This window comes from Candidatus Venteria ishoeyi, from assembly GCF_030378065.1.
GTDB lineage: Bacteria > Pseudomonadota > Gammaproteobacteria > Beggiatoales > Beggiatoaceae > Venteria > Venteria ishoeyi.
Genome location: NZ_JAUCGJ010000023.1, coordinates 17,716 through 30,774, shown reverse-complemented (window position 1 = coordinate 30,774; position 13,059 = coordinate 17,716). Strand labels below are relative to the sequence as shown.

At 45.2% G+C, this 13,059-nt stretch carries 13 protein-coding genes; 1 reads left to right on the top strand and 12 read right to left on the bottom strand.

What is annotated here, in order from left to right:
- Positions 1 to 39 precede the first annotated feature (39 nt).
- From QUF61_RS09520 to QUF61_RS09505, 4 genes are all read right to left on the bottom strand, one after another.
- On the bottom strand, positions 40 to 1,071 hold the full coding sequence (locus tag QUF61_RS09520; RefSeq protein WP_103922127.1) for a V-type ATPase subunit: 1,032 nt from the start codon (positions 1,069 to 1,071) through the stop codon (positions 40 to 42).
- Positions 1,068 to 1,391 carry an ATPase gene (locus QUF61_RS09515; protein ID WP_103922126.1) on the bottom strand — a complete coding sequence of 108 codons (324 nt, stop codon included), beginning with the start codon at positions 1,389 to 1,391 and terminating at the stop codon, positions 1,068 to 1,070. Before QUF61_RS09515 ends, QUF61_RS09520 begins: the two co-directional genes overlap by 4 nt.
- 152 nt (positions 1,392 to 1,543) lie before the next feature.
- Complete coding sequence (locus QUF61_RS09510; RefSeq protein WP_103922125.1) at positions 1,544 to 1,954, bottom strand: ExbD/TolR family protein; 411 nt, start codon at positions 1,952 to 1,954, stop codon at positions 1,544 to 1,546.
- A 60-nt stretch (positions 1,955 to 2,014) separates the two neighbouring features.
- Complete coding sequence (locus QUF61_RS09505) at positions 2,015 to 4,567, bottom strand: SUMF1/EgtB/PvdO family nonheme iron enzyme (RefSeq protein WP_289681455.1); 2,553 nt, start codon at positions 4,565 to 4,567, stop codon at positions 2,015 to 2,017.
- Positions 4,568 to 4,682: 115 nt separating this feature from the next.
- On the opposite strand from QUF61_RS09505, the gene QUF61_RS09500 reads away from it, so the two are divergent.
- Positions 4,683 to 5,417 carry a sulfite exporter TauE/SafE family protein gene (locus QUF61_RS09500; protein ID WP_103922123.1) on the top strand — a complete coding sequence of 245 codons (735 nt, stop codon included), beginning with the start codon at positions 4,683 to 4,685 and terminating at the stop codon, positions 5,415 to 5,417.
- A gap of 122 nt (positions 5,418 to 5,539) precedes the next feature.
- Here QUF61_RS09500 and gspE read toward each other — a convergent pair whose 3' ends face one another.
- The 8 genes from gspE to QUF61_RS09460 form a co-directional block, all read right to left on the bottom strand.
- The gene (gene gspE, locus QUF61_RS09495) at positions 5,540 to 7,081 is read right to left on the bottom strand and encodes a type II secretion system ATPase GspE (protein WP_289681454.1); all 1,542 of its coding nucleotides are present in this window, start codon (positions 7,079 to 7,081) and stop codon (positions 5,540 to 5,542) included.
- A gap of 57 nt (positions 7,082 to 7,138) precedes the next feature.
- The gene (gene rsxA / locus QUF61_RS09490; RefSeq protein WP_103922121.1) at positions 7,139 to 7,720 is read right to left on the bottom strand and encodes an electron transport complex subunit RsxA; all 582 of its coding nucleotides are present in this window, start codon (positions 7,718 to 7,720) and stop codon (positions 7,139 to 7,141) included.
- Positions 7,721 to 7,829: 109 nt separating this feature from the next.
- Positions 7,830 to 8,198, bottom strand: a complete 369-nt coding sequence (locus QUF61_RS09485; protein ID WP_103922120.1) for a hypothetical protein — start codon at positions 8,196 to 8,198, stop codon at positions 7,830 to 7,832.
- A 224-nt stretch (positions 8,199 to 8,422) separates the two neighbouring features.
- A complete protein-coding gene (locus QUF61_RS09480; protein ID WP_289681453.1) occupies positions 8,423 to 9,310 on the bottom strand; it encodes a class I SAM-dependent methyltransferase in 888 nt (295 codons plus the stop codon).
- On the bottom strand, positions 9,311 to 9,853 hold the full coding sequence (locus tag QUF61_RS09475) for a hypothetical protein (RefSeq protein ID WP_103922118.1): 543 nt from the start codon (positions 9,851 to 9,853) through the stop codon (positions 9,311 to 9,313).
- A 16-nt stretch (positions 9,854 to 9,869) separates the two neighbouring features.
- Positions 9,870 to 11,078, bottom strand: a complete 1,209-nt coding sequence (locus QUF61_RS09470; protein ID WP_289681452.1) for a cytochrome c family protein — start codon at positions 11,076 to 11,078, stop codon at positions 9,870 to 9,872.
- Positions 11,079 to 11,082: 4 nt separating this feature from the next.
- Positions 11,083 to 11,967: a UTP--glucose-1-phosphate uridylyltransferase GalU gene (galU, locus tag QUF61_RS09465; RefSeq protein ID WP_289681451.1), complete on the bottom strand. Its 885-nt coding sequence runs from the start codon at positions 11,965 to 11,967 to the stop codon at positions 11,083 to 11,085.
- A gap of 108 nt (positions 11,968 to 12,075) precedes the next feature.
- Positions 12,076 to 13,056: a hypothetical protein gene (locus tag QUF61_RS09460; protein ID WP_289681450.1), complete on the bottom strand. Its 981-nt coding sequence runs from the start codon at positions 13,054 to 13,056 to the stop codon at positions 12,076 to 12,078.
- Positions 13,057 to 13,059 lie beyond the last annotated feature (3 nt).

The window sequence follows — 13,059 nt, the reverse complement described above, 5'->3', positions numbered from 1 at the left end:
TAATTTGTGTTCGCTGCAGTAAGTAGGGATAACCCCCCTTCAAGGGGTGTTATCTCTCGTACAGCACAAAGCATCTTGTATACTTTGTGGACTGAGCTTGAGGGTATGGCCTTTATATAAGGTCAGAATATTTTTCATCTGATATTCATATAAAATCAGATAAGCCAAAGCGCGGGACAAAGGCGACTGACTGCGCCTGATTCTGTGTTTAATATGCTTTTGCACCTTCTCATGCATCGCTTTTTCAATACACACAATATCTTCACAGTCTTTAAGTGTTATCGGTTCTTGTAATTGCTCAAGCACAGCACTGATGCTGTTAAGTCCTGCCAGTTCACGCCACGGTCTTTTTAACAGCCATTGGTACGCACAGGGGATCAGCAGAAAATAGGTCTCAGAAGCGGAGCGTTGATAGACAAAACGATAACGTAATAACCAGATCAGATTAATGCCACTGAGTATTTGATTGACCAGCGATACCAAAGCTTCACGCTCAGATTTGGACACTGCCAGGGCATGTTCCAGCACGCCCGCATAATAACGACGCTCCAGAGTCATTTCCAGGGAAAAATACTGGTGCTTTTTTTCATAAGCGGCATAAGAGTGAAACGCAATATTGGCAAAAATACGCGAGTGCTGCTCTAAAATATGCAAGGTTTCGGCAATACTTTCAGCATGTAATAAATCATCAACCGGCAGTGCGGTAAATTGATTCAAATCTAACAACCAGGGTGTGGTTTTTTTACTGTCCTGATGACCTAATTTTCCGCGTAAAATGGCTTTGAGATTATTCACATCGTGCTTATACAGCCAATACAGCAGAAAAGCCCGATCAGTATTACGCAAAGGCCGTAATAAAATGACAAAATGTGCCAGCAATTGATTAAATAAATGCTGTTGCACATGGTTTTGTTGAATATTTTTTGAATAACCGGCTAATGCGGGTACCACCTCAAACAAGGCTTCAACGGGTTTATCAACCAGCCCCTGAATATCTTCTGAGGACAGCAAATTCTGTAGAAACAGATGAATGCGTGTATTCAGGTAAGGTTTAATTGCAGATAAACTCATGACTCACCATTGCCTTTAAGCATAAAGGCAATTGCCGCATCCAGCGCCTCCTGCTCATGCGCCTGACTGATCGCTTGCAATTGCTCAACACGCTCAGTATAACGGCGTTGCATTTCGGCAATTTTCTGCTTTGCGTTGGTTTTTGCCTTGTGTAAAAACTCAGCCTCAAGCTCCGGTACATGCGCCATGAAATGTGCTTCATCTTTTTTGCTTTGTTCTATCGCGTGTTTAATGGCCTGTTCGCGCGTGGCTTTGGATTTTGCCAGCAAGGCTTCGGCTTTGGCTTCCGTTTCCAGCAGTTTTTTCAACACCGTATCCATGATATTGATTCTCTTTGAGCTTGGGAAGGTGAAGAAAAAGCAGTTTTTTGCGTTTTATACTTTCAAAACCTGCAAAAAATAAGCTTTTACGTAACACCCGTTTATAAGTAACAGCTTATCTTTAAGTATAGTCAATAATACGAATAAAGTTGTTATGGCTGTTTGTCCACTGTTGATAAGGCCATGCGGGTCACGCCAGCAAGCCGTACCTGATCCATGACCGCGCTGAGTTGACCGGTGCGGGTTGCTTTATCAGCCTGGATAATCACCTGACTATCGGGTTGTTCATGATGTAATAAGCTCATTTTACTGCGCAGGCTGCGCAAATCAACCACTTGTTTTTCCAGCCATATTTCCCCCTGGGCATTAATTGCGACCAGAATATGACTGGCTTCTATGGGGCTGGCGCTACTGGCAGCCGGACGATTGATTTCAATACCACTTTGTTTTTCAAATGAAGCACTGAGTATGAAAAAAATTAATAAAATAAACACCACATCTATCATGGGTGTCAGATTAATATCCAGGCGTTGTTCCTGAGTGTTGCTGTGATTACGTCGCATAATGTGTTTAACCTGGATTCGATGTAAGTTTAGAAGCTGTTTGCTGAATTTGACTCGTTTTCATTGAACACGCACCACGCGAAAACCCAGTTCATTACTGCGCGCAGTGGGTGGATAATGTTTGCGCCGGGTTAAGCGTAAATCGCGTTTTGAGGTTCGGTAAGAACCACCGCGTACAGCACGTTTAGTACAATTCCCTCCCTCATAAATATGGCCTTGTGGTGGGGCTTGCCGATAATTATCATGCTGACAAGTCAGCGTCCACTCCAGGATATTGCCCTGCATATCGTGCAGTGAAAATGCATTCGCTGCAAAGCGCCCCACGGGGGCGGGTTGTTTGCCATCCCATTGACTACCGCAAGATGCGCAATTAGCCTGATTTTTACCGATTTTTTTACCCCACCAATAAGCTGTGCTGACACCTGCTGAAGCGGCATATTCCCATTCTCTTTCACTGGGCAGGCGGTATTGATGTCCCGTTTGCGCAGACAGCCATTGGGTATAAGCCTGAGCATCGTTCCAGGAAACGTTAATCACCGGTTGCAGGCCACGTCCCCAGTCATTATCTTTAGGGATTTTTCTATTGGTATCCATTGCAAACTGTTGATACTCAGTGAAAGTAATTTCATAGACGGAAATTGAAAAACTTTTTAATATCACACGAAACTGTACATGTTCATTTGGATAAGGTTTGCTGGCAGGGCTGCCCATGTTAAAGCTACCTGCTGGCAGTTGTGCCATGAAGGGGGCATTTTGTCCATTATTCAGCTTGTCCTGAAAAATACGCAAAGCGCGCGCGGTATCAGGATTAATTAATGGTACTGTTAATTTTTCAGGTGTTTGTGGCGGTTCGCTTTTTGCTTCAGGGAGTGAGCTTGATAGCTCTGTGACCGGTGTTTCTGGCTGCTTTATTGGTGTGTTGGATTTTGTCAGTAATAAGGGGTTGTCTGGCCACAGAAAAAAAGCCAACACGGCAATACCAACAAATATCAAGCCACCGCCAAATAACCAACCCGATAGATGGGAATGTACAAAATGATCATGCCTGGATTGTTCCAGTTGTTGATTGATTAAAGCATCTTTTTCTTGCGCCGTGGCAACAGCGCGTGCTGCCTGCAACTGTACTTTTAATAATTCTGCCTCCGTTTCAGCGTGTTCCCGTGCTTTTTTTGCAGCCTGCTCACGTTGTTGACGTTCTTGTTTTTCCCGACTCAAACGCTCATCTAATAGTGCTTGCTGTTTTTCTATTTCAACATGAGTTTGCTCTTTAACTTCTGCTATCTGTGCTTTGAGTTGTGACTTGAACAACTGATGCAACTGCCGTCTTTCATCCTGCTTTTTCTTATCAAAATGATTTTGTACCTCTTGAAGGCGGTGTTCTTGTTCGGCTTTGAGTTGCTGTTCTAACTGTTCACGTTCTTTGCGCACCGTTGCCAGGTGACGTACTTCTTCTTCTGCCTGCTCCAGCAGTTGCGCAGAATGTTTTAACATCGCATCCTGCTGTACCTGTTCCGGGGTTTTTGGAGGCAGGATTTTTTTATTGACCGTCGCGAAATGCTTGCTATGTTTTTGCTGATGCGTTAATTCAACGGGTAAAACGCTTAAACCACCTTTTAGGGCGCTGGCTGCAATCCCTTGCTCCAATAAGCGAAAGACTGCTGCTTTGGATCGGTTTTCATGATTGGAATAAACCAATATGGTTTTATCAAAACGCAGTTTCTTAAAATGTTTTTGCAAACGCGCAACAGGCACATGTAAAAATGGCAAGGGTACATTCAAGCTGTCAACCAGGTGGCCCTTATGATATTCCTTGGGCAAACGCACATCAAGCCATTGCGTATGTCCTTCTGCCACGGCTGCCATGCCTTGAGGATAGGTAATACTTTTTAATTTCAGTGGTGCCAGCACCCAGGCCATAAAATTCTCTGACGATAAACGCATGACCTCGCCAGGTGCTGACATTAAAACACTGGCAGAATAAGGCGTGCCTGATAGCAAGGCCATACCGCCAAAACAATCCCCCGACTGCATCCGGTCATAAATTTGATTGCCTTTGCTATCTTTACGCAGCACAACGGCCTGTCCCTGCCGCAAAATAAACCAATATTTAGCCTCATGGCCCTGTTGCACGATGAGTTTGCCTTTAATTAAAGGGACAGGTTCCAGCGTACTTAATATTTTTTCAATTTGCTCATCCGGCAATTGTCGGAACAAAGGGGAAGGTAACAGGCGGGATAACCAGAAATTAGGATCGGTGTTATGACCTTTAGTCTTCAAGCTCAGTAACTTGCTTAATGCCACTTGCAAGTAGGAACTGCCGGTCTCGGCACGAAACGCCAAACTATTTTGATAAGGGCGATTAAGCGCATAACGCGCATCAAAATCATCTTCATCAATTTGATCGACGACCTTATTATCCGCCAGAATAGAAATTTTACCCTTCAGTAAATAATATTTTTCATCCGTTTCATTGAGTGAAACGACCTGACCAGCCGGCAGGAAACCCACTTGGCTGTATTGCGCAAGGTATTCCAATTGCGTATCCGACAGCGTATCCAGCGGCACAAATTGCCGCAACTGGAGTGGGTTAATCGCATCAACAGGATTGCTCATAAAAAATATCTAAAAAATTTGATAGGTTATAAAAATTTTCCACCATAAAACCACTTGATGTGCAATTCAAAGTATACAATATAGCGCCTTTTCACACACTACTTGAATCTGTCTTATGCACTTTACTGAAATTACATATTTAGCGGCTTTTCTCACCGGCTTATTAGGTTCGGTGCATTGCATTGGCATGTGCGGCGGTATTGTTGGCGCGCTGACGCTGCAACTACCGAAAGTAAATCACCAGCAAACGCTGTTCCAACTTTTACCCTGGCTGCTTAACTACAACGCCGGACGTTTATTCAGTTATGCAGTGGCAGGTGCCCTGGCAGGCTGGTTTGGTGGACAGTTTCGTGCCGTATTACCCCAACCGCATATTCTGGGCATGATTTTCGCGGGTGGCTTTATGATGCTGCTGGGTTTATATCTGGCAGGCTGGTGGCCGGGTTTGGTACACCTGGAACGTTTTGGTGGTCTATTATGGAAACGCCTGGAACCGGTGGGCCGGATTTTTTTACCAGTACGCCATCCCATGCAGGCTTTGGGCCTGGGTCTCATCTGGGGCTGGCTGCCCTGTGGTCTGGTCTATACCGCCTTGGTCATGGCGATAGTTTCTTCCGATCCACTGCGCGGTGCTTTACTGATGCTGGCTTTTGGTATCGGTACCCTGCCCATGTTATTAAGCCTGGGAACTGCCGCCAGCAGTTTGCGGGAGATTACTCGTAACCCCACGGTGCGTAAAACTGTGGGCTTGATTATTTTATTGCTAGGCGCTTACACCTTGTTTGGCCCATTGTATTATCAACAAACCGGTTTGCAGGTGCCGGGGCTGTGTGTTGCGCCAACGCTCTAAAAATCAATGTGAAGAAGTGTTTGCGTAACACCCCAATCATATATCAGCGTGAAGCAAAGGCGATTTTTTTGTGTTTCAAAACTTCAAAACCTGCGAAAAAGAAGCGTTTGCGTAACACCTCTTTAACTGACGCGCAGCAGTTCTTCTATGCTGGTATCACCTTGCAGCACCCGGCGCACGCCATCCTGTTGAATTGGCATTGCCTGTTGATGTGCATATAAGGCCATATCCTGCTGACTGGCACCATCATGAATCATACTGCGCAGGCGCTCGTCAATTTCAATAAATTCATAAATACCGGTACGCCCTTTATAACCAATTTGATTACATTGCTCACAGCCCTGCGCGGCATATAAAGCCTGTGGCTGTTCTTTGCTCAAACCCAGAATTTCAGTTTCATTGGCATCCGCGCGATAGGCTTGCCGACAACTGGGGCATAGCAAACGCACCAGCCTTTGCGCCATGACCCCAATTAAACTGGAGGCCAGTAAAAATGGCTCTATGCCCATATCCCGCAAGCGGGTAATTGCGCCAATGGCGGTATTGGTATGCAGCGTGGATAAGACCAAATGACCCGTTAAACTGGCCTGCACGGCAATCTGTGCAGTTTCCAGATCACGAATTTCACCCACCATCACCACATCCGGGTCTTGTCTTAAAATCGCCCGCAAGCCTCTGGCAAAACTCATGTTCACCTTGCTGTTGACCTGCGTCTGGCTGATGCCGTCCAGATAATATTCAATGGGGTCTTCCACTGTCATGATATTACGCTGGCGGTTATTCAGATGATTGAGCATGGCGTATAAACTGGTGGTTTTACCAGAGCCGGTTGGCCCGGTAACCAATAAGATGCCATGTGCTTGTTGTAATTGCCCGCGCAAGGCCGTCAAAGCCGAGTCTTCCATGCCCAGGTTATCCAGATTTAAATGTCCGGCCTGCTTGTCCAGCAAACGTAACACCACGCGCTCGCCCTGACCGCTGGGAATGGTGGAAACGCGCACATCCACAGCGCGTCCGGCGATGCGCAAAGAAATACGACCATCCTGGGGCAGACGTTTTTCAGCAATATCCAGTTTTGCCATGACCTTAATGCGTGAGGCCAACAAGGGGGCTAATACCCGTTTTGGTTGCAATACTTCCCGCAGTACGCCATCCACCCGAAAACGTACGACCAGGCGGGTTTCATAGGGTTCAATGTGAATATCTGAGGCATTTTCCTTAATCGCTTCAGATAACAGGGCATTAATCAGACGGATAATCGGCGCATCATCCTCGCTTTCTAACAAATCTTCCGGCTCTGAAGAGAGTTGCTGCGCGACTTCAAACAAATCCAGGTGCTCATCCAGGCCTTCCATCATTTGCATGGAAGGATGTGCGCTGGCTTCATACTGCGCGGTTAAACGCTGGTCAAAATCATGACTGGAAATCTCTTCCAGTTCCAGTGGTATGCCCAGATAACGCCGGATTTCGTTTAAAGCTTGTAATTGCACACCGGGACGATAGCCAAGACGAACAGACTGGCTCTGGTGCTCCAGTAATAAAATACCGTGACGTTTGGCAAATCCAAAGGGTAAATTACCCGCTAAAACAATTTCAGGTTCTGTGGTGACGGCTTTATCCTGCACAGTTTGTTGCAAATTCAGCGCGCGCGCCGTTTCATCCATTGCTGTTTTGCCTTTGCATCTGATTGATGTGAATTGTGGAATAAGGATGAATAATACCTATAGTTTGACCAACCCGGAAAATCCCATAAACGCCATAGACATAATGCCCGCAGTGATGAGATTAATCGGCGCACCCTGAAATAAGTCCGGTACATCAGCAACGCTGATACGTTCGCGCATGGCTGCAAATAAGGTCAGTACCAGGGAAAAACCAATGGCGGCACCAAAGCCAAATACCGCAGATTCCAGCAAGCTGTGACTGGCTTGTACATTTAACAGGGCAACCCCTAATACGGCGCAATTTGTGGTGATTAATGGCAGAAAAATACCTAACACCTGATGCAACATGGGGCTGGTCTTTTTAACCACAGTTTCGGTAAATTGCACCACGGCTGCAATGACCAGAATAAAACTAATCGTGCGTAAATATTCCAGCGCAAAAGGTTCCAGCAAATATTGATTGACTAAATAACTGCAAATAGAAGATAAGGTCAGTACAAAACTGGTAGCCAAGCCCATGCCCATCGCAGTTTCCAGGCGGGTGGAAACGCTCATAAACGGACACAGACCCAAAAATTTTACCAGTACAAAGTTATTTACCAGTACTGTACTGATAAAAATCAATACATATTCAGTCATTGCATACCTTCACTTTTTAATTCGATATCACATATTGAAAGACCTTCCAGAATTTTTAAATCCTGAAAGGTCTGATTCCATAAAAATAGCTTTGATGCGGTGCCAGATTTCAACAACCAATATTGGCACTTAAGCCCAAACTGGGTAAAGCGGGTAAGCTCAGACCCAGATTTGCATTGGCACTTAAGCCTAAACTGGGTAACGTGGGCAGCCCTAAACTGGCGCTGGCATTTAAGCCTAAACTTGGGAGTGCGGGCAAACCCAGGCCGAGATTGGCATTTAAGCCTAAACTTGGGAGTGCGGGCAAACTCAGGCCGAGATTGGCATTTAAGCCTAAACTTGGAAGTGTCGGCAAACTCAGGCCGAGATTGGCATTTAATCCCAGGCTGGGTAGTGCGGGTAAGCAACCTGCCTGGGCAGAAAGTGGCATAGTAACAGATAGCATAAAAAATAAAGCGCCTAAATAGACTGTTTTCATGATCTCATCTCCTGGCAAAAATATTTTGCCCTGTTTCTCTATAGATTATAGGTTACTTTTTCTTTAGGAGTGAGGATGAAATAAGTGCAGGAACTGGGCGCAGGATTTTTATTCATTTTCAAGGCGTGAAAACAGGCGCATAGCAAGCTATGCAACTGTTTTCACAACGCAGAAAATGGAGAAAAAGACCAGCCAAGTTTCTGAAGTTATAAAATTCTCGCTCCTTAGTTTTTAGTGCCACCAATAAAATGGGTAGAGGCATTGAGCCAGAAACTTTCTCCATCGTCGCTGGATTGACCTAATGCTGAAATTTCTTCACTGTGTCTGGCAATTAAATTGGACTGCACCGATGCAGGTAAATTATCAATCAAAGCCTGCCAGGGGCTGGCAGCAATGATTTCCCACCAGTCCTGAACCTGTGTTAAATGATAACCTAAAGGGCGACTATGTACGGCAACATCATCAAGTCCTGCCTGTTGCAACCATGTTTGTATGGTATTGCTATCACTGAATAGTTGCAGGTCTTGCCGATGTTTTGTCAATTGCGCTGTCAATTGTGCCTTTGCAGGTGGCTGTAGCGTTTCTGCTGCGGTTTCCAGTTGTATGAATAATTTTTCCAGCAGCGGTTGAAAAGCCGTTTCAGCAAAGCAGGCAAGTACTAATTTGCCACCGGGTTTCAAGACCCGTACCCAGTCATTAATCGCAGCCTGCGGTTCTGGCAGTTGTCCCACTCCATAAATACAAATCGCCACATCAAAATACGCGCTGCGAAAATCCAGACTGGTGAGATCCATTTCATGGATATCAATGCCTTCAATCCCGAGTTGCTGCTGCTTTTCAAACAGTATGTCCAGGTGTGCGGCATCTTGCTCAACCACATGCACGCGCCCATCAGGTTTAACCGATTGAATGGCACTTATCGCCATATGTCCCGTGCCTGCTGCAATATCTAATAGTTTTTTGCCACGTAGCGGTTCCAGGGCGTTAAGCACCTGATCAGAAGCAAAGGCGTAAAAACGTAATGCTGGGCTGTCCATGCCAGTGGTGACGATGGCTTCATGGGTTTCGTTACTACGGGATTGATAAAAAATGGGTTGTTGGGAAGTGCTCAATTAAGTTACCAGTTCAATCAGTTGTGAGATGGAATCCAGGCTTTGCAATTTACTGATCTGATTATAATTAATCAGTTGTGCATCACGCTGCGTATGTTCGGTATTATCAATAACGGCGATACAGACGATATTACCGTTGTGTTCAATCTGTATGGGAATAGACACCCAATGACCATGACTGGCGCTGACTTCAAGATGAATATCACTGCCTGTAAAACGGGCATCCAGGCCTTTTTTTAATTGTTCATAATCCCAGCAGAATATCCAGATTTTGTCGATTTCATCCAGACGCGAAATTTCCAGTATTTCTTCTTTTAATGTCTGGGTTTCGGATAAACCACCAACACCGTCATCATCGCTTAATTGCATATACGGCGGACTGTCCACATCACCTAGATCAGCAAAATAAATTAAACCATAATCAGCATTTTTATTAAGGTATAAGGCCGCCAGGTCAAAATCAACAGGGCTATGCCACTGCATCCGCAATTTAAGGCGTTTAACCGGAATACCCGTTTTCGTACCGGGTTGATCAAGTTTCATTTTTAGATAAAAAACCTCATTTGGAAATCTTAATTTCGTTAATCGCGGCAACTGCCGGATTGATTAAGTTGCCACTGAATTTTTCGCCATGTGCGGTGATCACATCTTGAGTGAGCATGTGATACAGCAACTCGGTACGAATCAGATAGACCTTATCCCGTGGCAAGCTGTAGTGTAATTGGCGTTTTTCAAAAGCCTGAAAGCGGGTATCTTTTTGTACCTGACTGGCTTGGTAGGCCATCACAGGTTTGCCATTTTTATCTGCAAGCTGGTAGGCGAAGACAGCTTCAGGCGACTGGCTGAAATCTGGTGGATAATTGCTGTAGTTGCTCCATACCAACTCACCATCTTCCGCGTAAGCGGTAACTTTCAAATATGCCTGACGAAAGGGGCTGCCCGTAGGAAAGCGGTGGGGCATGGTATTACGTAAATCAATTTTTAATTGAATACTTTCCTGTTTCAACTCTGGTGATAAATTAATCACAATGGCACGGGTCAATACCGCATCATTATGTGCTGCCATAATCTCGTGATTGGTTTCACCATTGGTTTTGGGCATATGGCAGGATTGGCAGGTGGCTTGATTTTCCCCGCCTGCCAGATATTCTTCTCCAGTCTGATACAGTGCAACGCCATCTGCATTTTTATAGGCCCCATGACAGCCCAGGCAAACCTGACTGGTGCGCAACATGCCAGGGTTGGGCTTGATCGGAAACGGATGCTGGGCATCTTCCCTGGGGGATAAATAACGTCCTGACGGGCCTTGCAGATGGGTCGCTGACACCTGATACGCATCCAGCCCATATAATTGTTGGCCTTGTTTATCCTGCATACCATGAAAACGCTCTAGTACGTGACAGGTCACGCAGTTGACGCCTTCTGCATAATTAAACTGGTCGAGTTTGGTTTTCTGTTCTTTGGCGGCATTAGGTGCGTGGCATTTTAAACAGGCGGGGTATTCACCACTCAAGCGCAGACCTTCTTGTTCAGGGGAACCCACCATCTCCTGATAAATTGCGCTAACAACCGGATCCTGACCGGGCGCGCTACGTGAATGCATAGACGCTTTCCACTGTGCATAAATATTTTTATGGCAGGCTGCACAGGTTTGTGCAGGCACATGTAAAGGTGTGGGAAATTCAGATATTGTCTCAGTTGCAAGCACATTAGCAATTGTGATAAAAAATATCGGCAGTATTATTTTTATACTATTTGCTATTTTCATGAGTTCAGATCTTTTGTTCATGAAGCAGGGAATTTAAATATTTTTTAAAGGCTTCGCGCAGATTCTGGTGCTGCAATGCATATTCCACGGTTGCTTCCAGATACCCCAGTTTGCTGCCACAGTCATAGCGTTTACCCTGAAACTCTTGAGCCAGCACGGGATGATCTTTTAATTGTCTGGCAATGGCATCGGTTAATTGCAATTCACCCCCTGCACCTTTTGGAATCTTTTCCAGATAATCAAAAATATTGGGGGTCAGCAAATAGCGTCCAACAACGGCTAAGCAGGAAGGGGCGTCTAGTGGCGTGGGCTTTTCCACAATATTACGTAATTGATGCACTCTTTCATATAAGGTTTGTGGATCAATAATGCCATATTTGCTGGTTTCTTCTTCGGCAACTTCTTGTATGGCTAAAATAGAAGCTTCATGCTTGGCATATAAATCAACCATTTGCCCCAGACAGCTTTGTTCACCGCCATCAATCAGGTCATCTGCCAATATTACCGCAAACGGTTCATCGCCAACCGCAGGTCTGGCGCAGAGTACAGCATGTCCCAAGCCTAAAGGCTCGGGCTGGCGAATATAAATACAACTGACACCTTCCGGGATGGTATGGCGCGCCATATCCAGTAAATCAAATTTGCCGCGCTGTTCCAGTTCCTGCTCCAGCACCGGGTTACGATCAAAATGATCGGCAATGGAGCGTTTGCTGCTGCTGGTAATAAAAATCATCTGCTCAATACCCGCATCCAGAGCTTCTTCAACCGCATACTGAATCAGCGGCTTATCAACCACGGGCAGCATTTCTTTAGGGCTGGCTTTGGTTGCAGGTAGAAAACGGGTGCCTAAACCGGCAACGGGAAATACGGCTTTACGGATTTTCTGCATGATTTTTTCTTAACCTATAGTTGTTATTATTAATTTTATAATTCCAGAAAAGGGAGCGTCCCAGACTGACCAAAAATCAGCGTGAAGCAAAAAGCTTCTTTTTATTCATTAAAAACGCTCAAACTGGATTTCCAGTCTCAGGATCAAACCCCAGATACGTTCTTGAATTAAAGTGTCTTCATCCCGTTTCCAGCGAATTTCTGGCTCTATTTCATAAAATAACCAGGGACGATAGAAATTCTGCCGGTAGCGAATACCCAGCCGGGTTTCATCCACATGATTTTCCTGCGTATTACCACGCACATGAAAATCATACGACAGCGCCTTTTTTGTACTCAGTTGATGAAATATGGAAGCACCACTGCCTAATTCTGTGTTTTTAGTAATTTCTGAAATTCTGGCATCGCCCCATAAACGTATCATAGTTTTTGGGGTAAATAAATGCTCCCAATCAAGGCGGGCACTGATGCCAAAACCATCTTCTTTCTCCCAGAATACGGTGCTGGTAAAGCGGGTCTGGGTTTGCTTGCTAAGTGGTCGAATATAACGATAACGCCCGCGTATAAAAGGCTCCAGTGGATTTCTGAAATGCAGGCCACCACTGATACTGAATTTGGATTGTTTTTTATCTAACACATTATAGCGCAGGCCGAGACGAAACTTTTCCTTGGTATCACTTTTGGCGATAAGATCATCACGGGGATCATCACCGCGCATAGGATCGATGTCAGTTAATAATAAACGTAATTTACGCGTGGCATTCGGTACTTTAATATCCGCATGAACCCGTAAGCGGAATTTTAGCTGGTCTTTTTCATCCCAGCGCAATTCATTACGTACCCGCACAAAACTCCCGACATTACGTTCATCATCGGCAATATGTTCTCCAAAAAAACTATCAAACCAGAATACTGGCTCACATAACTTGCGGGTGAGATAATCATGGCTTTGATCCAACCAATGCGGGTTAATCTCATGTCGGTTGCGACAATATTCTTTTGCCGTTGGCGGCGATATGCTCGGTTCCTCGCTGCTGGCAATACTGCTGGTCAACAGCAGCAGAGGTGCAATCAAAAACAAAGCTTTCATAGA